Annotated in this window: 22 protein-coding genes and 1 other RNA gene; 7 read left to right on the forward strand and 16 right to left on the reverse strand. The window is 50.7% G+C overall.

The window, feature by feature from the left end; all coding sequences use genetic code 11:
• Positions 1–40 precede the first annotated feature (40 nt).
• Both dnaK and grpE read right to left on the reverse strand, forming a co-directional pair.
• Positions 41–1,966, reverse strand: coding sequence for a molecular chaperone DnaK (dnaK, locus tag MIH19_RS19260; RefSeq protein ID WP_249006391.1), 1,926 nt, complete (start codon positions 1,964–1,966; stop codon positions 41–43).
• A gap of 91 nt (positions 1,967–2,057) precedes the next feature.
• Entirely contained in the window at positions 2,058–2,666 is a 609-nt protein-coding gene (gene grpE, locus MIH19_RS19265; RefSeq protein ID WP_249006392.1) for a nucleotide exchange factor GrpE, read from the reverse strand.
• 264 nt (positions 2,667–2,930) lie between these two features.
• Between grpE and recN the strand changes: the two genes are divergently transcribed.
• Positions 2,931–4,607: a DNA repair protein RecN gene (gene recN, locus MIH19_RS19270; protein WP_249006393.1), complete on the forward strand. Its 1,677-nt coding sequence runs from the start codon at positions 2,931–2,933 to the stop codon at positions 4,605–4,607.
• Positions 4,608–4,727: 120 nt separating this feature from the next.
• Here recN and fur read toward each other — a convergent pair whose 3' ends face one another.
• Positions 4,728–5,138: a ferric iron uptake transcriptional regulator gene (fur, locus tag MIH19_RS19275; RefSeq protein ID WP_249006394.1), complete on the reverse strand. Its 411-nt coding sequence runs from the start codon at positions 5,136–5,138 to the stop codon at positions 4,728–4,730.
• A 122-nt stretch (positions 5,139–5,260) separates the two neighbouring features.
• On the opposite strand from fur, the gene MIH19_RS19280 reads away from it, so the two are divergent.
• Positions 5,261–5,587 (forward strand): outer membrane protein assembly factor BamE, encoded by a 327-nt coding sequence (locus MIH19_RS19280; protein ID WP_249006395.1) that lies wholly within the window; start codon positions 5,261–5,263, stop codon positions 5,585–5,587.
• 23 nt (positions 5,588–5,610) lie between these two features.
• Here the strand turns inward: MIH19_RS19280 and MIH19_RS19285 are convergent, their stop codons facing one another.
• From MIH19_RS19285 to MIH19_RS19295, 3 genes are read right to left on the reverse strand one after another with little or no spacing between them, the layout of a single operon-like run.
• Complete coding sequence (locus MIH19_RS19285; RefSeq protein WP_249006396.1) at positions 5,611–5,892, reverse strand: RnfH family protein; 282 nt, start codon at positions 5,890–5,892, stop codon at positions 5,611–5,613.
• On the reverse strand, positions 5,889–6,332 hold the full coding sequence (locus MIH19_RS19290; RefSeq protein WP_249006397.1) for a type II toxin-antitoxin system RatA family toxin: 444 nt from the start codon (positions 6,330–6,332) through the stop codon (positions 5,889–5,891). The genes MIH19_RS19285 and MIH19_RS19290 overlap by 4 nt, the downstream gene beginning before the upstream one ends.
• Positions 6,333–6,373: 41 nt before the next feature.
• Positions 6,374–7,858 (reverse strand): sodium-dependent transporter, encoded by a 1,485-nt coding sequence (locus MIH19_RS19295; RefSeq protein ID WP_249006398.1) that lies wholly within the window; start codon positions 7,856–7,858, stop codon positions 6,374–6,376.
• Positions 7,859–8,034: 176 nt separating this feature from the next.
• On the opposite strand from MIH19_RS19295, the gene smpB reads away from it, so the two are divergent.
• The 3 genes from smpB (at position 8,035) to ssrA (ending at position 10,442) form a co-directional block, all read left to right on the forward strand.
• Complete coding sequence (smpB, locus tag MIH19_RS19300; protein ID WP_249006399.1) at positions 8,035–8,514, forward strand: SsrA-binding protein SmpB; 480 nt, start codon at positions 8,035–8,037, stop codon at positions 8,512–8,514.
• 44 nt (positions 8,515–8,558) lie between these two features.
• The gene (locus tag MIH19_RS19305; protein WP_249006400.1) at positions 8,559–10,022 is read left to right on the forward strand and encodes a wax ester/triacylglycerol synthase family O-acyltransferase; all 1,464 of its coding nucleotides are present in this window, start codon (positions 8,559–8,561) and stop codon (positions 10,020–10,022) included.
• Positions 10,023–10,079: 57 nt separating this feature from the next.
• Positions 10,080–10,442: a transfer-messenger RNA gene (ssrA, locus tag MIH19_RS19310) on the forward strand.
• 59 nt (positions 10,443–10,501) lie between these two features.
• Here the strand turns inward: ssrA and MIH19_RS19315 are convergent.
• The 8 genes from MIH19_RS19315 to MIH19_RS19350 all read right to left on the reverse strand — a co-directional run bounded on the left by MIH19_RS19315 (position 10,502) and on the right by MIH19_RS19350 (position 16,948).
• Complete coding sequence (locus MIH19_RS19315; protein ID WP_249006401.1) at positions 10,502–11,512, reverse strand: tyrosine-type recombinase/integrase; 1,011 nt, start codon at positions 11,510–11,512, stop codon at positions 10,502–10,504.
• Positions 11,509–12,765, reverse strand: coding sequence for a hypothetical protein (locus MIH19_RS19320; RefSeq protein WP_249006402.1), 1,257 nt, complete (start codon positions 12,763–12,765; stop codon positions 11,509–11,511). Before MIH19_RS19320 ends, MIH19_RS19315 begins: the two co-directional genes overlap by 4 nt.
• Before the next feature lie 145 nt (positions 12,766–12,910).
• Positions 12,911–14,158 (reverse strand): zonular occludens toxin domain-containing protein, encoded by a 1,248-nt coding sequence (locus tag MIH19_RS19325; RefSeq protein WP_249006403.1) that lies wholly within the window; start codon positions 14,156–14,158, stop codon positions 12,911–12,913.
• Positions 14,158–14,487 carry a DUF5455 family protein gene (locus tag MIH19_RS19330; RefSeq protein WP_249006404.1) on the reverse strand — a complete coding sequence of 110 codons (330 nt, stop codon included), beginning with the start codon at positions 14,485–14,487 and terminating at the stop codon, positions 14,158–14,160. Before MIH19_RS19330 ends, MIH19_RS19325 begins: the two co-directional genes overlap by 1 nt.
• Entirely contained in the window at positions 14,487–15,800 is a 1,314-nt protein-coding gene (locus tag MIH19_RS19335; protein WP_249006405.1) for a hypothetical protein, read from the reverse strand. The genes MIH19_RS19330 and MIH19_RS19335 overlap by 1 nt, the downstream gene beginning before the upstream one ends.
• Before the next feature lie 57 nt (positions 15,801–15,857).
• Positions 15,858–16,097: a major coat protein gene (locus tag MIH19_RS19340; RefSeq protein WP_249006406.1), complete on the reverse strand. Its 240-nt coding sequence runs from the start codon at positions 16,095–16,097 to the stop codon at positions 15,858–15,860.
• A 301-nt stretch (positions 16,098–16,398) separates the two neighbouring features.
• Positions 16,399–16,719, reverse strand: a complete 321-nt coding sequence (locus MIH19_RS19345; RefSeq protein ID WP_249006407.1) for a hypothetical protein — start codon at positions 16,717–16,719, stop codon at positions 16,399–16,401.
• A gap of 4 nt (positions 16,720–16,723) precedes the next feature.
• Positions 16,724–16,948 carry a hypothetical protein gene (locus tag MIH19_RS19350; protein ID WP_249006408.1) on the reverse strand — a complete coding sequence of 75 codons (225 nt, stop codon included), beginning with the start codon at positions 16,946–16,948 and terminating at the stop codon, positions 16,724–16,726.
• A gap of 241 nt (positions 16,949–17,189) precedes the next feature.
• On the opposite strand from MIH19_RS19350, the gene MIH19_RS19355 reads away from it, so the two are divergent.
• The gene (locus MIH19_RS19355; RefSeq protein ID WP_249006409.1) at positions 17,190–17,378 is read left to right on the forward strand and encodes a hypothetical protein; all 189 of its coding nucleotides are present in this window, start codon (positions 17,190–17,192) and stop codon (positions 17,376–17,378) included.
• 102 nt (positions 17,379–17,480) lie between these two features.
• Here MIH19_RS19355 and MIH19_RS19360 read toward each other — a convergent pair whose 3' ends face one another.
• Positions 17,481–17,819, reverse strand: a complete 339-nt coding sequence (locus tag MIH19_RS19360) for a hypothetical protein (RefSeq protein ID WP_249006410.1) — start codon at positions 17,817–17,819, stop codon at positions 17,481–17,483.
• Positions 17,820–18,181: 362 nt separating this feature from the next.
• Between MIH19_RS19360 and MIH19_RS19365 the strand changes: the two genes are divergently transcribed.
• Positions 18,182–18,391, forward strand: coding sequence for a helix-turn-helix transcriptional regulator (locus MIH19_RS19365; protein WP_249006411.1), 210 nt, complete (start codon positions 18,182–18,184; stop codon positions 18,389–18,391).
• A gap of 85 nt (positions 18,392–18,476) precedes the next feature.
• Here MIH19_RS19365 and MIH19_RS19370 read toward each other — a convergent pair whose 3' ends face one another.
• The gene (locus tag MIH19_RS19370) at positions 18,477–18,869 is read right to left on the reverse strand and encodes a hypothetical protein (protein WP_249006412.1); all 393 of its coding nucleotides are present in this window, start codon (positions 18,867–18,869) and stop codon (positions 18,477–18,479) included.
• Positions 18,870–19,183 lie beyond the last annotated feature (314 nt).

Below are 19,183 nucleotides of genomic sequence, written 5' to 3' on the forward strand. Positions count from 1 at the left end.
CCGCGTTTTCCAACTACTGGCAAAAATCTAGGTCAATCGATTAACGCTTGTCGTCGTCCTTCACTTCTTCGAACTCAGCGTCAACAGCGTCATCAGCGGTGTTCGACTGGGCCTTTTCCTGCCCTTCCGCCGGCTGACCCTGCTCCGCCTGATCGGCGTACATCTTCTTGGCCAATTCGCCGGAAATTTCCGTCAGTTTCTCAGTTTTAGCCTGGATGTCGTCCTTATCAGAACCTTTCAGCGCTTCTTCAAGCTCAGTCACAGACGCTTCAATCGACTCTTTCTCGCTGTCGCTGACTTTATCGCCGGCGTCCTTTAAGGTTTTACGCACTGCGTGAACCATAGCATCGCCTTGATTGCGGGCCTGAACCAGCTCTTCGAACTTGCGGTCTTCATCAGCATTGGCTTCAGCGTCGCGCACCATTTTTTCAATTTCCTCATCGTTCAGGCCGGAAGAGGCCTTGATTACGATGGACTGCTCTTTACCCGTCGCTTTGTCTTTTGCAGACACGTTCAGAATGCCGTTGGCATCGATGTCGAACGTCACTTCAATCTGCGGCACGCCGCGCGGTGCCGGCGGAATATCAGCCAAATCGAAACGGCCCAGCGACTTGTTCTGCGAGGCTTGCTTACGCTCGCCTTGAACCACGTGAATGGTTACTGCTGTTTGACTGTCGTCCGCTGTCGAGAAAGTCTGCGACTTCTTGGTCGGAATCGTAGTGTTCTTGTCGATCAGCGATGTGGCAACACCGCCCATGGTTTCGATACCCAGGCTCAGCGGGGTAACGTCCAGCAGTAGTACGTCTTTCACATCGCCAGACAATACGGCTGCCTGAATGGCGGCGCCCATGGCAACGGCTTCGTCCGGGTTAACGTCTTTGCGGGCTTCTTTGCCGAAAAATTCTTTTACTTTTTCCTGCACCAGCGGCATGCGGGTCTGGCCGCCCACCAGAATTACTTCGTCGATCTGATCGATGCTCAAACCTGAATCTTTCACAGCCACTTTACACGGCTCAAGAGTACGCTGTACCAGGTCTTCCACCAGGGATTCCAGCTTGGCACGGGTCAGCTTGACGTTCATGTGTTTGGGGCCGCTGGCATCAGCGGTAATGTACGGCAAGTTCACGTCGGTCTGCTGGCTGCTGGAAAGCTCGATTTTAGCTTTCTCGCCGGCTTCTTTAAGGCGCTGCATGGCCAATGAATCGCCGCGCAGGTCAATGCCGCTGTCTTTCTTGAACTGGTCGGCCAGGAATTCGATGATTTTCATATCGAAATCTTCACCACCCAAGAAGGTATCGCCGTTGGTGGCCAACACTTCAAACTGGTGCTCACCGTCTACATCGGCAATTTCGATGATCGACAGGTCAAAAGTACCACCACCCAGGTCGTAAACCGCGATGGTGCGGTCACCGCCTTTTTTATCCATACCATAAGCCAGAGCAGCAGCAGTCGGCTCGTTGATAATACGCTTAACGTCCAAACCGGCAATTTTGCCCGCATCTTTGGTCGCTTGGCGCTGGCTATCGTTAAAGTATGCAGGAACGGTGATAACAGCTTCAGTCACTTTCTCGCCCAAATAATCTTCGGCGGTTTTCTTCATCTTTTTCAAAATTTCCGCGGAAATCTGCGGCGGCGCCATTTTCTGGCCTTTTACATCTACCCACGCATCGCCGTTGTCGGCCTTGGCAATTTTGTAAGGCACCATTTTGATGTCTTTTTGCACAACGTCGTCTTCAAACCGACGACCAATTAAACGCTTGATCGCGTAAAGGGTGTTGTACGGGTTGGTAACAGCTTGGCGCTTGGCAGATTGACCCACCAGAATTTCGCCGTCTTCGGTGTAGGCAACGATTGACGGCGTAGTGCGGTCGCCCTCAGAGTTTTCAATAACCTTAACCTTGCCACCGTCCATAACGGATACGCACGAGTTGGTTGTGCCTAAGTCAATACCGATAATCTTGCTCATTGAGTCACTCCAAATCTTTCTGAATGCTGGGGCCGGAGGATCACTCCGGACTGTTCTGGTTAAAAACTATATTGGCGCTTTAAGCTATTTTTCAAGCCTGCTCATCAATTTTTGGTGCATCTTGGGGCTTGGCCACCATCACCATGGCTGGGCGCACAACCCTGCCATTCAACAAATAGCCTTTCTGCATAACCGCAACCACGCTGTTTGGCTCAGCGTTGGGCGCTGGCACCATAGACATCGCCTCGTGATATTGCGGATCAAACGGTTCGCCGACAGGATTCAGGCGCTCAACGTTGAACTTCTTGAGGCCAGACAGGAACATCTCGAGGGTAAGCTCCACGCCTTGACGAATAGACGCCACCAAGTCACCAGAAGATTCGTGGCCCTCGGTACTTTCAACCGCTTTTTCCAGACTGTCTACCACCGGCAGCAGTTCCTTAACGAACTTTTCTACCGCAAATTTGTGAGCTTTTTCGACGTCGTTTTCGGCGCGACGGCGTACGTTCTGCATTTCTGCCTGCGAACGCAGCACCTGCTCCTGAAACTCCTGGACCTTTGCCTGCAGTGCTTCAAGGTCGGCGGATGGAGAACTTTCTGGCGCCGCCTCGGCTGCATCTGCGTTTTCTTCTGCGGCATTGTCTACAGCTTGTTGCAGCTCGTCTGCAAATTGCTCGTTGCGTTTTTCGTCAGTGCTCATGACTACTCCTGGTAAATAAAACACGACCGGTATGACCACGGCCCACTATCTAAATTCGAATAACCGCCATAACGGCCGGAAAGAGGTATTTGCAAGTCGATATGGGGCCCCGCGACGCAGTTTCAACCGATGCGCGACGCATTTTGCAACAAAGTTGACGCCACGGAGTTTGCAACAATCAAAAAGACTGTATATATTCACAGTTACTGTATGAAAAAACAGTATTTAGACACATGGCATAATAGATAGAGCGGAGGTTTCGGCATGCTCACACAGCTAACGGTTTCCAATTACGCCATCGCGGAACGGGTGGAACTGCACTTCCATAAAGGCATGACCGCCCTTACCGGGGAAACCGGTGCCGGCAAATCAATTGTGCTGGATGCGCTTGGCCTTACCATGGGCGGACGCGCAGACGCTGGCGCCGTGCGTTATGGCGCGAAGCGGGCTGACATTACCGCCACCTTCGATATTTCAGCTATTGCGGCTGCGCGCAGCTGGCTGGAACAGCAAGAGCTGGACGATCATAACGACTGTATCTTACGCCGCGCCATCAGCCGCGACGGCCGCTCCCGCGCCTACATCAACGGCCAACCCTGCCCGCTAAGCCACCTGAAAGAACTGGGCGGCCTGCTGATGGATATTCACAGCCAGCACCAACATCAATCTTTATTGCGCAAAGATACCCACCGCACCTTGCTGGATGAATACGCCGGAGCCGATGAACTGGCCGGGCAAACCCGTCAAGCCTGGAGCGGGTGGAATAAAACCCGCCAGAAAATGGTCCAGCGCCAGAACAATGCCGATGAAACCGAAGCCCGGCTGCAACTGTTGCGCTATCAGGTAGAAGAGCTGGACCGCCTGGGCCTGCAAGAAGGCGAACAGCAGCAGCAGGAGCAGCAGCAACAAGAGTTGAGCCAGGCTGACACTATTCTGCACCACAGCAATCAGGCGGCTTTACTGTGCTCCGAAGACGACACCAGCGCTGCCTCACTGGTGCGCCAGGCGCTGCAGCAACTTGAGCAGCTGCCAACGGAAATTCCAGCACTGGCCGACACCCTGCAGATGCTGAGCGAAGCGCAGATACAAATCAGCGAAGCCGGCGACAATCTGCGCCGCTTTGTTGACGATTACGAAGCGGACCCGCAACGCCTGGCAGAAATAGAAGATCGCTTGAGTGCGATTTATCAGATGGCGCGCAAGCATCGCATCATGCCCGAACAACTGTTCGAACTGCACCAGCGGCTGAACGGCGAGCTGGCCGATCTGGACGGCGGCGCCGGCAGCCTGGAGCAGCTTCAGGCCGAATTGGACGAGCAGCGACTGGAATACAACGCACTGGCCGACAAACTGACACAGTTGCGCCAGCACGCGGCGGTGAATCTGGACGTTCGCGTAGCGGCAGAACTGGCTCAACTGAGCATGCCCAATATGCAGTTTGTTACGCAGCTGGCAGACAACCGTGACGAGCCGGCGGCTCATGGCCACGAAGACATCGAGTTTCTGGTTAGCGCCAATCCCGGCCAACCAGCGCGACCACTGGCGAAAGTCGCCTCCGGCGGCGAGCTGTCGCGAATCAGTCTGGCCATTCAAGTGGTGGTAGCACAAACCTCTACCACACCGACATTGGTGTTCGACGAAGTAGACGTAGGCATTGGCGGCGGCACGGCGGAAGTCGTGGGCAAACTACTGCGGGCACTTGGGGAAAACGGTCAGGTGTTGTGTGTTACCCACCTGCCGCAGGTAGCAGCCCAGTGCCATCAACATCTGTTCGTTAGTAAGTTCATAGAGCTGGAAGCCACCTTCTCGAAAATCGAAACCCTGGACGACCAAGGCCGGATCAGCGAAGTCGCCCGCATGCTGGGCGGCGTGGATATGACAGAACAGACCATTGCCCACGCCAAAGAAATGTACAGCAAGGGACAGGCAACCCATCACTAGCAGCATTCCTCCTCTTTACTCTTTACTCTCTACTCCACTCTCCACTCCGAGAGTTTTCGGGGCGGGCCAGAAGCCCGTCCCTTTTTTTGCGCCTGGGTAAATGCTTGAGCGTGAGCTGGCTTATGACTTAATGGGCTTTACGTACAGCGTCAGGCTGTGATCGACAATCTCATAACCGTGCTCGGCCGCAATGATTCGCTGTCGATCTTCAATCACCTGATCAAAAAACTCGATGACCTTTCCGGTTTCAGTACATACGATATGGTCATGATGGTCTTCGCTGGCCATTTCGAATACCGCGTGGCCGCCTTCAAAATTGTGCCGCAGCACAAGGCCTGCCGATTCGAACTGGGTCAACACACGGTAAACGGTCGCCAGCCCTACGTCGTCACCCTGCTCCAGAAGCTTCTTGTAAACATCTTCTGCGCTCATGTGATGCTGCGTGGCGCTTTCAAGAATACCGAAGATTTTTACCCGCGGAAGAGTAACCTTCAGACCGACTTTTCTTAATTCGGCGTTTTCAGATGGCATATTACTATTCACTCGTTGGTGTGCCTTGCGGCTTCCGGTATGATGGGGCCGCCATTTTAGGATCAACCCGTGCTACATCTGCCATTGGCAGGCATTTTCAAGATAGAGGATTTCCCCCGGCGATGCAAAAGCTCATAGCTCTTATTCTCACTCTTTTTCTGGCTGGCTGTGCCTTTCCCGGCGTTTACAAGATCAACGTCCAACAAGGCAATATTGTCACCAACAAAGAGCTGAACGCGCTGACGGAAGGCATGCCCCGCAGCCAGGTTCACGCGGTGATGGGCACACCGCTGATGATCAATCCTGTAGACACATCCAGGGAGTATTACGTTTACACGTTCCAGCGTGCAGGCGGAGACGTCGAAGAACAGCGCATTATCGTGTATTACGATGATGACCAATTCTCCCACTACGAAGCACAATTGCTGGAAGAGACGCCCGCCTACTAGCGTTAAGTCGGCGCTATATGCGCCTACTGCTTTTTAGCTCTGTTCAATCGCGCCTGTTTGGGATCAATCATGAGCGGGCGGTACAGCTCTATACGGTCGCCCGCCTGCACCTTATGCTGGCCAGGCTGTTTTATTGCCTTACCAAAAATGCCCATGTCAGTGTTGTCGGGATCCAGCCCCGGGAATCGTTCACAAATAGACGACGCTTTGACTGCGTCTAATATGTTGGTGCCCTCAGGAACATCCACCGTTACAATTTCCTGCCGTTCAGGCAACGCGTAAGCCACTTCTACCCGAATGCTCATGAGTTTTTTCCATAAACGACATCTGCCCGCCGGCAAAACGCATCTACCATTGTATTTGCCGCTTGATTAAAAATAGGCCCAAAGGTTATCCGCGCCAAAGACCCGGAAAATTCAAACTCCAGAGTCAGAATCACTTTGCAGGCGTTGTCTTGCAGCGGCTTGAAGTGCCAGCGCCCGCTAAGATTGCTAAAAGGCCCGTCCACCAACTGCATCTCGATGGCTTCAGGCATCAAAAGCTGGTTGCGCGTAGTGAGAATATGGCTCAAACCGCCTTTGGCAATTTCCATCGAAGCAGTAACATGCTGCTCATCTTGCTGCTGCACACTGGCACTGCGACACCACGGTAGAAATTCCGGATAACGGGCTACGTCGTTAACCAGGTGAAACATGCGCTCGGCGGAATGCCACACCAACGCGGTTTTATCAATCTGATGAGCCATCGGGTAAAACGGTCCTATCTAAAAAAAGGGTAAACCTGGTACTAACTCGATGATAAGCGTACTTCTGGAAGCCTTTGCGGGGCCGGAGCCACTTCGGCCTGGGCGTTGCCAGCGCACCAGAAAGTACGACTTTCGCCATCGCACCACTGGCTTAGCGAAAACACCGTGTATTGCAGACCAATGTACACAACCACCAGCGGCAACACCCAACGCATCACCCGGTGCCAGCCATCAAACAACCAACCGGGCGTGTTGCCCAGAATTTTTTGCAATAAGCGGCGAGTAAGGCACCAGCCAGCAAACAGCGACACCATCACCCCAACAACCGGTATAAAAACACCACCAGAGATCAACTCCAGCCAGCGAAACAGCGTTGCACCTGCGGGCCGATAACTGCTCCATATATTCAGGGAATACAGCGACAGCAAGCCCAACAGCCAACAGGAAACCAGAACCAGCAAGGTCGCTTTGCCCCGCGACAGATCCGTACGCTCCCGCAGCCAGCCGATCACCGGCTCCATCAGCGCCAGTGCACTTGCCCAAATCACCATCACCAGCATCAGAAATAGCAGGGCAATAACCACCTGGCTGGCGGGCAACTGACCCAGCGCCGCAGGAAGGGCTACAAATAATAAGCCGAAGCCCCTGTTGGCTTGATTGCCATCGACATCCACTACCACCGCAAACAGCGCCAGGCCAGCCAACACGGCAACCAGCGTATCCAGCAAAACCACGGCCAGCACAGAGCGTTTCAAATGGGTGCGTGGCGAGCTATAAGCACCGAAAATGGCCCACACACCCACACCCAAACCCAGGGTAAAAAAGGCATGGAACAGCGCGGCTCTAAGGCTGTCCATAGTGACATCTTGAGGATGTAGCGCCAGCATACGCGCCGTAGCGGCACCCGCTTCACCGTAATAAATCGCAAATCCGACGAACCCCGCCAGCAAAATCAGAGTGGCCGGCACCAGCAGGCGAAACGCCCGCTCCAGGCCGCGAACCACCCCGCGCACAGATACACCGGCCACCAACAACAGAAAGAAAACGTGCCAGGCCATGAACACCGGGTATTGTTGCGGGTCAGACACCAGGCGTGACAACACGTCTGCCGCATGGGCGGCCGTATTACCGGTAAAGTCCCCACTGGCGCCGAAAAATACCCACGCCAACGCAATAGCGCCAAATACAGCGGTGTAAGACAACACTATAAAGGCCGCCAGCACACTCAAGTAAGCCAGCCATACCCAATTGCGGGAGCGCTTGGCAGTGAGCACGAAGTTGTCCATCGCCCGCACCATTCCATGACGGCTATAGCGGCCAAACGACGTTTCGGTAATCGCCAGTGGCAGAGTGATTAACAACAAGCAGGCCAAATACAGCAGAATAAAAAGCCCGCCGCCGTGGCGACTGGCCAGATAGGGAAATTGCCAAAAGTTGGCCAATCCCACAGTAGCGCCCGTCGCCGCCCAAAAAAACGTGGACTTACGGGTAAATGATCCCATCTGTGCCTGAAGATGCGGCGGCATGAACAATCCAGTCAAAAATGATTGCCTATTGTAGCCGATACCGGTTGTTGCACACGACCTGTTGCCAGCAGGCGGGTGAATTCGTGACCGGTCTGGCACTCCTGAGCTACAATAGACGCTTTGCCGGACCAGCAATCGCCGGCCGGTACATTCGTGCGACGTCGGATAACGGATTCATGAGCAAGAAAAAACCCGGTACTCCAAGCAGTACCATCGCGCTAAACAAAAAAGCCAAACACGAATACCACATCGAGGACCGCTTTGAGGCCGGTCTTTCCCTGCTGGGCTGGGAAGTAAAGTCCATGCGCGCAGGCAAGACACAGCTGACCGACTCTTACGTGCTGCTGAAAGACGGCGAAGCCTGGCTATTGGGGACCCATATTACGCCGCTGACCACTGCGTCTACCCACGTAATTGCAGACCCTACTCGAACTCGAAAACTGCTATTGCACGCCAAGGAAATCGCTAAAATTGTGGACTCAGTCGGCCAAGAAGGCCATACCTGCATACCACTGGCGCTTTACTGGAAAAAGAACAAAGTGAAGTGCGAGATCGCGCTGGTGAAAGGCAAAAAACTGTTCGACAAGCGCGCCACCGAGAAAGAACGGGATTGGAACCGCCAGAAGCAACGGGTGCTGCGCGAGGCTAATATCTGAAACAACGTCCTAAATAACGGCGGCGCATAGGATAAGGAAGGCCCATGAGCAAGATTACGCAAACTCCCATGTCAGGTGTAGACCTTTCCTGGCTGCGCATGGATACGCCGGAAAATCCGATGATGATTTCATCGGTGCTGATTTTTGACGCGCCCATCGCCATCGCCGACCTGAAGCGAGTGCTGAACGAGCGTTTTCTGAAATTTCGTCGCTTTCGCCAGCGCGTTGTGGAAAAAAGCGGCAAAGTATACTGGCAGGACGACGCGCTGTTTAATCTGGATAACCACGTGCACCGCCGCGCCCTGCCCGGCAGCGCCGACAAAGCCGAACTTCAGGCGTTGGTGAGTGACCTGAACAGCAGCACCCTGGATTTTCGCCGGCCGCTGTGGCAAATCGATTACGTCGACAATTATCAAGGTGGCTGTGCACTGATTGTGCGCATTCACCACTGTATTGCCGATGGTATATCGCTAGTGCGGGTATTGCTTTCACTCACCGACCCAACACCGCAGCCTAATTTACCAAAACCGCGGCCAGCCAGGCCTAAAAAAACCGTGTTAAAGCCCTTAAACCACTGGATGCACAAGGCCGTCAGCAGTGCCCAGGTAGCCAGCCAGCAAGCGAGCATTCTGTTCCAGTCACTGCGATCGGAACCCGGCTATGCTCTACGCCTGATTGGCACCGCCGGTGATATCGCCCTGGACTTGCTGAAGCTGGGCTTAATGCCTTTTGATCCAAAAACCGGCCTACGCCAACCCCTGTGCGGTCGCAAGCAAGTGGCCTGGGCCGAGGCTCTGAACCTGAACGACGTCAAGCGCTGCGCTAAAGCCATGGGCGGCACCATTAACGATACGCTGCTGTGCGCTGCTACCGGCGCCATTCGCCGCCATCTCCTGGAAAGCAAAGAGGCGATTCCCGACTGTGGAATCCGGGTAGCCGTGCCGTGTAACTTGCGACCACTGGACCAGCCCATTTCCGTGCTGGGCAATCATTTTGGATTGATGCTGGTTAGCCTACCCATCGAAATTGATGACCCAAAGGCACGCTTTCAGCAAATCCAAAACACCATGGACGAGCTCAAACGGTCGTACCAGGCGCAGGTAACCTACAGCCTGCTGGATCTGTTTGGCCGTGGCCCTGATATTCTGGAACGCCGGGCATTGGCAATGCTCAGTAACAAAGCCTCGGCCGTGCTGACCAACGTGCCAGGCCCGCGGGAAGCGGTTTACCTGGCCGGCAGTAAACTGCGCCAACCCATGTTCTGGGTACCCCAAAGTGGCAGCATTGGCATCGGCATGAGCATACTCAGCTACGCCGGCAACGTGCAGTTCGGCATTACCGTAGACCAAGGCATACAGGCCTGCCCCAACGCCATCATGGACTACTTTCACGACAGCTTTTACGAGCTGGCCGAAGCGGCCGGTATCGAACTTGAAACCCCCGCAAAACCACGCGCGACCAATGTCAAAACCAAGCCCCCTCGGCGCAAGCGCGAGCAACCGGCTTAAATTCTCTGGCACACAGCCCTTGAAGTTAGTAGGAGCACCCACATATACTGTCGGTAAGGGGACGACATGGCTTCGACGCTGGTGGCGAACCCTTGGGTGCATGTCGAGATGGCAGCCAATCTCGTTAATCCAAAGCTGCACTTTAATAGTCGCAAACGACGAAAACTACTCACTAGCAGCGTAAGCTGCTAGTCGTCCTGACTGAGTCGCCCGTAGCTCAGAGCTACATTTCAGGACGTCATCGCTTACGGGATGCTTCGTTATCCAGAGTTCACTGGCTAACGACTAAGATCTAAAGAACTCGCTTCTTGCGCCCTGGCCTTCGGGTAGCTTGAGGTTAAATCAGTAGAAGGACACAAGCATGTAGATCCTAAGGCACAGTGCTGGCGGACGCGGGTTCAATTCCCGCCGTCTCCACCAACCAAACCGAATTAAGCCCCTGATATTAGGGGCTTTTTTCGTTTCTGGAGTTAAATTTTTTATGGATGTGTCAACGGAGTGTCAACGTCAGAAAACGGATTAAGCCTGACAGCGTCCACAAGATGATCAGGGGAAAGGTGAGCATAGCGCATGGTCATGTTAATAGTAGAGTGGCCGAGGATCTTCTGCAGGGTCAGAAGGTGGCCACCATTCATGGCAAAGTGGCTTGCAAAGGTATGACGCAGAACATGAGAGCACTGACCCTTAGGCAACTGGATACCAGACTGATCAAGGCATCGTCGAAAGGCACTCAGAGAGCCAGAAAAATGAACGCAACTCGTCAAGTGATCCGTCAAATCCTGAAAAAGACCAGGCGAAAGAGGCACTGTGCGAGTCTTGCCAGATTTTGTGTTGACGAAAGTAACGCTAGAATTGCGTAGGTGACGAACTGTTAAGCGCTCAGCCTCACCCCACCTGGCCCCAGTTGAAAGACAAAGGCGTGTCAGTAAAAGAACGTGAGGATTGACGGTAAAATTAGCGATCGTGTGAAGCAAATGCTGAATCTGATCAGACGTGAGCCAGGACAACTCTATTTCATCGACACGAACGGAAGAAACGGACTCAATAGGGTTACTGTAGGAAATTTCGCGAAGCCGGTACAGTTCGTTGTAGACGGCATTAAGGTATCCAAGGTGATTATTGAGAGTTTTTGGAGCTATGCCGGCTGAAACCTTTAACGCTCGATACTGAAGAAAATGCCCAGGCTTGAGGGAACATGCTGCCGGATCGTTAAGGATAGAAGCAATGGCCAGCAAAGAACGTTTGCGCCTGTAGCCATCCTTCAGGTGGACGCCCTTGGCATCGTACCAAAGATTAACCAACTGACTGATCGTGCGCTTGTCCCGAGCAGAAGGGTTCCAGTCGTTACCCTGGGCATTGTGAGCTAACACCAACGATTCAAAACGGCGCGCCTCCAGCTTAGTGTCAAAGCTTTTCCGTATGCGACGAGATCCACGGCCACCGGGTTGGATATCGACTTGCCAACGACCCGTTGAAAGCTTCTTGATCATGAAGCCACCTTAGTAAGCAATCGACGGCGTATGAGTCCATCCTCTATGAGTTTGAAAAGCTCATTCTTGCCAATGCCTCGATTGCGGTAATAACTGGTCAGATCCTCCCAGAGTCCGGATGTTTTCAGACAGTCCCAAGCTTGACGAGGGTTAAAGTGGTTGCGGGCGTAAATGCTCATCAAATTTCCGAATGCGAGAGAAACATTTTTCTCATTGCCGCAACCGGGCTGCTTTTTTGCACGTTTGTAGGCCAGGCTTGGAGCATCCCAACCAAACGAAACGTCATCACGAAGCTTAGTCCATACAGGATGATTCCAGTCGCGTTTTACCTCAAACCTGTTGCGCTGTAAGGCATAACGCCAAAGGCCCGTGAGGTGAGGAACAGCACCGGCAAAATCGACAATCGGCTTAATGTCAGACCCTTGCCAAATCTCGTTTACGATTCGATGATGAAGCCGAATTTCGAGACGCCAAACAGGTTTATCACGGTCATAGCAAGTGTCAGGGAATGACTCTTCACTGACGGCACAGTCCCAAATACCCTCCATGAATGCACGCTTATCAGACACGTCAATTTCTTTAGATTTGTTATAAAGGCAAGTCTGCAAACTATTGGCTTTACCGAACGTGTAGGTCTCACCACGACCGTTCACGGTTGACCCTGTTTCCCATTCTATAGAGCTTACACCGTTGTGAACGCTGACCGTTTTTGCGCGTGTTACAAAGGATTGCGCAAAATGAGTTGGAGGCTCCCAACCTTGGAAATCGACGGCCAGGTGGATAGCAACACCGGACGGTTCCATACCGGTAAGAAACTGACGACCCCAGAACATCAATTCATGATGGATCTGGTCACTGGTACGCTCGTAAAGCCAACGGGGAGACGTTTCAATTTTAACGTGTGTACCTTGGCTGTCAGCTTCTGCATAAAAATTCTGAATCAAGATAGTCAGGCCAAATTCACGATTTTGTAAAATGTAACGGAAGCCACCGCGACGGCCAGACATAACCCGAAAAAGCGTGTTATTAACTGTGAAAGTGGCGTCATGGCCGGAATCATAGGAATGGGCAATTTCGGCGAGCAATTCAGGCTTCAGACGACCCTGAAAAAGCTGACGAACCGTGTCCACACCGCTCCAAAGAACGTTAACACTGGAAAGATTAACCTGTTGACCACCTGGACCAATAAAAAGATCACCCTTACCGACTTCACCGGTTAAAACATCAAGACGTTCAAAATCATGGGTAGGCATAACTGTGGTTCTCTGTGGCTGTATGACGATTAACGATGTTATCTATAAGACGTGTTACAGGGACGTCTGGGAGCGTTGCGCCGCATAACCCAGTGCGCCCGCTGCGCAGTCACCCTGGGTCACGCGCCGAAACGACCGCGAATTCTTAATAATTGTTCTGCAAACGTTCAGTAGCGCGAACCTGATCAAGTCGCCACTGGTAACGCTCCTGGGGTGTCATCCTTGGAAGATCAACAGGAGGATGCTCTGGCGGGCAATAGCTGGTGTGAAGCCTGACAGTGTCGGTCCTGTCATCGTTCATGATGAGAATCTGACAGCGATTGACGAGCCGGACGATATGGCCAGCAGCTCGGAGATTTTCTATGTTGTATCGTTCCTCTTTTGACGCAATCTCAGCAAAAATTATTTCTCCGTTTTTATCTTCAGCAATACCGGAAATAACAAAGCCGGCGAACTTCTCAGACAGGGTTAGCGGCTTATCGCGATTAGAGGGAACGACACCCGGTGGAGTTGTACCAGGTACATCAGAAAAATCCTCAGAGAGAGGATCTACGGCAGTAGACTGAAAAACCTCGGGTTCAGGCTGCATAACAGACGCCAGAGCTACGCCAGCAAGAAGACCGCCAATAAGAGCAGCGACTTTGGATAATCGTTTTAAGTAGATCTTTGTCAATCGCATAAAGAACCGCCATGTTTTTTTGCAAGCGTATCTGCCGTGTGTGTAGTAAGGAGGCAACATTTGATAGATGCCGTGAGCATAGTCATCCGTGAACATCTGTTTTGTGTCATATGCAGGATAGAGATCTATGCCGCGATACCACCAGGTATCGACTTTCAAGCTATTGGGCAAATCGCCGTATTTGACAATACCCATATGAATCTGAGGTTTCGGAATTTCTTTGTTGGTTACGAACTTACAAAGCTTATCCGCAAGCGGATATTTCAAACGGTCCAAACGACGACAATAAACAACAAACTCGCCAACGCTTTTACGTGCCTGTTTATCGATCATACTCACATCTTGGATGATAAAAATAATATCCCATCCGAGCTTCCGAGCATGAAGAAGCCAGTCTATTAAAGGCCGGCGGTCCCTATCTTGCCAATCGCGTGAATTGAACCAGGTGCCGCACTCATCGAGAACAATAACGCCGTTTTTTGATTCGTCGTAAGTGAGATTACCTGAGCCGATAGCGATCATATCGCGAACAGTGGGCTTATCAGGCAAACGATAGACAACGGTTTTTTTAGCGTTTGGGCCAATCAACTTGTTAAGGCGCAATTCCAGATTCGTTGCAACTGGACGGCCTTCTATAAGGGCATCGCGGATCTTGCCGACAGACGCCAACGTTTTACCGCTGCCGAGCTTTCCGGTAACGAAGTACACGGCCATTAGAACAACTTCCATTGAATAATTTTTATATTCCAGTCATAAGCCCAGCGCAAAACCTTGGCTGCAACAATAGCGCCAAAACAGTCTTCAAAATTAGAAGGCAAAAACAAGAAGGCATATTCATAATCTGGAAAAGAAAACTGGATAGCATCGACTAAAGCAGATATAGCGCCAACGAAAACACCGGTTACCAGTACAACAGCCGCAATAGCCGCTATAACAATGGCAATTCGTTTGGTCATGAACTGTGCTAGAAAACTTATAAGGCCTGACATGACGGAACCAAAAACGCCGGCTAAAAATGGAATACCTAACAGTTGAATAGCCATTATCTTTTCCCCGCTGGAACCGGATCAGTCACGATGTTAAACATAAACATCATGGTATAAGCGTAAAGAAGAAAGCCAAGAATATCGCGAATGCGTTTTGAGGATTCGCACGTAATTTGAAAACTAGCCAAACCGACGGAAAAAGAAAATGTGGTGCAAGAACCAGACGGGAGAAAACCCAAAACACCTTCACCTAAACCATCAACTCCATTAGCCGCTCCAGTACCCTCCATGGGGTTACCATCAATACCGTCAATTAAAGCGTCGACCCCTGTGCCAAAAATGGCCTCATTGCCAAATTCAACTACATCGTTAAAGTAATCGCCAACGGTTTTATTATTTGTTTCTGTTAATTGCCCAGGAATATTTTTAATGTCAGAAGATAAACCGCCAATGCCTTTGTTTATTTCGGAAAGCTCTTTATTACCAAGCTTTTGTTGCTTTTCGGATGCGCCACCATCAGTCGTTGTACCGGAATCCGGCTGATTAGAAGGATCGCCACCCTGATCAGGAGGGCGAGAATCGGTCAAATCATTAGTATCATCGCCATCCAGATTACCGCCGTTATCAGGATGATCGGGAGATGTTTCTGGTACAACATGACCAGTGGGATCAACACAAACATTCTCACCATTAAAAGAGCCGCACCCTTTTTCCTGTGGTTCAATGCAGGAAAAAGTACCGTTTTTATTTCCACATACCGCTTCAGGAGATGGACAAAAACGCTCGCCGTTTACACTATAACAATTAGCTTCTTCACCGGCAGGAGTATCGTCACCAACACAAATCAAATCACCCGTATTGTAATTACGTGTGCAACCTTCCGGTAAATCAGGATCGTCAGGATCTTCACCGCCGATATAAGTGCACTCGTTTTCTTCGGTGTGAATAGACGTAAAACAGACAGAGCGAGGCGCGAGACATTCACCAGACACAACATCAACATAATTAGGAGATTCGCAGGGAGGAGGCTCACATTCGTTAGTTGCGGGGTTAACAACATTCGGATATTCGCAATAAGAAACAAGCTCGTATTCTGCGGACACAGCTGAATGGGCGTTGCAACTATCAATATCACTCGTAACGATCGCACGACACGCATAATCAGGATCGCGGGAATACCAACCTAGATCACCACTTTCACAATCTGCATTAACATTATCAATGGCTTCCTGTTTTGAAATCCACCTACTGCAATATGCATTTTGAGGAGCAAACCTCTCTTGAATATTGTAATCAATAGTCCAGGCAAACGATTCGGAAGCCGTGAGCAAAATCAAAAGCGAGAGAAAACAAGTAACGAAACGTTTCATATATAAAACCAAAAAAGCCGCCCGAAGGCGGCCGGACGTGTACCGAAAAAACCGGTTTTAGCTGGCTTTGTTGGCGAACTTCTTGAACAGTTTGACCGCGATGAAGCCGACTACCACAGAGCTGATAATGGGCCACATAACGGTCTCCAAATCGGTAAACGTGGTACCGATCTCCGTCACAGCAGCTGAAGCAGCTGCCGGAAGCTCAGCGGCTGCAGACGTTGACAGAGCGGTAAGACCACTGACAACACATACCAAAACGCCATTCTTTTTAACCATTTTAAAAGCTTGTTTCATGATGAAACCTCATCTGCAAATTTTTTGAAGGTTAGTATTTTTAGGCTTATGGCGTATCCACTCGCCCAGGCAACGACAAAATAGCCGAAGTATTGCAACAGGTCCGATTCGTTCATCGTTGGTGACCTGCTATCCAGCCGAGTGCAAACGTTAGAATGCACCCGAGCGCGAATTGCATGTTGTTGAGGTTGTTTAAAGCCTCAACGGTTAATTGGGCGTCAGTCATTATTGATCCAAAGATAAAAACCAGTAACCATCAAACCGAAGGCTAAAGTGATAAAAATTGGATGAATGTAAATCATTAGGCTAATTTCTTAGCCGGATCTGGCTGTTGCTGGTTCCGTTGACCAGGCACAATGCCAATAATGTGCGGCTGGCTTTTGCCATTAGCTGCCTTTTTAAGCATGGCAATGAGTTTGAGAGACTGGCCGCTTTTGAAACCGTCAGAACTCAGCTGATCAAATACAGATGGGTCAGAAGCTATTTTTGTAATCTCAAGTCCCAGGGTATTCGCCGCGTTATCCCCTACTGGATGCTGGCCAGTAAATATGGAGCAGTATGTTTTACCCTCAACAGTCACTTTGTTGCAGCTAAATACTGTGGCCGTCATTTCAAATTGCATGGTATTACTCCGCGTTTTTTGCCGTTTTATAGGCGTTGGTTTTTACGAGCTTTGGGTTTGACTTGTTAATATCGAAAAGGCCGAAATAAAGACGCTTTATTAAGACTGCTTCTTGTTCACGTAAGGCAATGCTGAAGGTAGGTTCCTGTCCAAAAGCAATTTCTCGTTTCCAGAAGGCAACGCTCTGGGAAATTGCCGTTAATTGACGCTCCAGTAATCGCTGAAGCATGAGGCTTTCAGTATCCGTGATATTAAGCGCAACCCGTCCCGGGCAGGCTCTAGTCGCTATGCTCCCTGCAACTACGGTTGCAGCCCTTACGGGTGACGATCCCTGTTGCCTGCCGCGCTCCGCTTGCCTCGACTGCTCACAGCTCGGAATCAAAGGGGGGTTCTCCCCCCTCGACACCGTCTCCGCTCTTTTACCGGCAACATGAGGCACGGCCTGATCAGTGCAAGGCCAGGCGCTACGCGTGCTGCGCAGCCTTGCGCTGATCATTCCGCACCCCCTGTGGGGCCGGCGAGCGGTGACGATGACGAGGGGGGCGAAAGGGAATTTTCAGTTTCACCTGAATCAGAAAGACGAAGATCAGGGCAACCGGCAGAGAGCCAATCCGTCAGAACAGCACCGCCAAGCGTCCAAAGATCCGTTCCACGGGTAATGGCCTCGTGCTGGAGTTTGAGATAAACAGACGATGGAGCCGCCACATAAAAACGGCGATCCTTGTCTTGAACGTTGAGTTGACGTGGAGGTATGCGGGACATTACGCGGCCTCCAACTGGTCAAGATTGACAGAACCAAGAACAGGCTGACCAACTTCAATAACGCCGGAAATGTAGGCTGACAGTGAGTCAAGGCGGAAAAGAGCGGACTCATTGGAAAGAGCATCAAGACCAAATTCGTCGTAAAAATCCAAAGAAATAATGAAGTCACAAATGGGTGCAGAATTTACTTGGTCCCAGTGATAAACAGTGCAGCGAAATAAATCACCGTCAACGGAATAAAAAGACTTGGTCTGAAGGAGGCCATAAAGGCCAGCGCGATAAGCAAGGGTATGAAGATGAACTAATTTTTGCTTAATATCGTCACGAGTAATTTTCATCAGAATTCATCCTTTTCGAGAGCTTCACGTGAAAGAGCGGCGACATTAACTAAGCGTGGCTTACCAATTTTTATTGACGGGAGGTGGCCCTTTTCGATCATTCCCCGAACCTGACCCTCTGTCAGTCCGGAGAGCTGAGAAAAACGCTCCTGAGTCATAACCGGTATAGATCCCATGAAAACATGCTTTTGTTCGTCCACTTTTCTGCACTCTGTTACACTACAATGGCAGATACAGAGTAACTGTACCTTCGTAATATTTACCATTATAATATATATCGTAATATTTACCAATAAAAGATACCAATGATAAAAGACAGAATGATAGAGCTATTCAATGTACTGGAGGTGTCCTCCAGGGACATGGAACGGTCGACAGGAATAGACAGAAACAAGTGGTCTAATATTCGCGGGGGAAAACAGCGGGTAAATGAAGATCACATAGAAGCTATTTGCAAAATTTATCCACAGTTTGCGTACTGGCTAACGACGGGGAAAACGATTCCAGAAGCAGGACAGATTAGCCCAGAAATTGAAGTAGCGAGAAATGAGAACAACCTGAAAATCGGATAGGATTTACCCTGGCAAACCGAATCACCAAGGCATGGGGAAAAACCAAGGACGGGAATTCGCCAGTTTGAGTGGTGGCGATCTAAGGTTAAAGCAATGAACTTTGTCGAAGACGCTGGCAAGCAGATCTCTTGTACATCTCGTTCTGGGCTGTCTTATCATTTAAATACTCAGACGTCCAGAAATTACACATCTCTCTGTTTTTATCAACAATCATCCTCTTTTTAATTCGCTCATTAGTTTCCCGTTGACGAGCTCGATCCCTGGCTTTAATTTCACTAGCAGTCGGGGGCTTAAAAGGCTCTACGAGAGATTGACCAATTTGCTCAAAAGCTCGAGCCATAGCTTGGTACTCCGCCTCGAGGGATGACGCATAAAATTGAGAAGCAGAAGCCATGATTAATAACAAGGTTAGACCAACCACCAGACAGGAAAGGGTATTGGCGAGAAATACCGCTAAAAACATTCTCCAGAAAGACATAAACGTTCCTCCATGAATAAATGGAAGAGATTACCGAAAGTGTCAACGAAGTGTCTACCAAGCTAAGCAACAAAGTGTTTTTGTGTGGTCATGAGAAAACGTAAGTCTATGCTTTTGTGGTAATTGTGGTTTTATGTGGGCTTTAAGTAGATAAAGGAAACGGGTTCAATTCCCGCCGTCTCCACCAACCAAGAGTTTCAAGGGGTCCAGCGAGATCCACTGAAACGCCCTAAAGCCCCGGAAACGGGGCTTTTTTATGCCTGCAAGATTCATTGGAGTCCACTGGCATCCACGCAAACTTGTGGGTAACATTG

It is taken from the genome of Marinobacter sp. M1C (assembly GCF_023314135.1).
Classification (GTDB): domain Bacteria; phylum Pseudomonadota; class Gammaproteobacteria; order Pseudomonadales; family Oleiphilaceae; genus Marinobacter.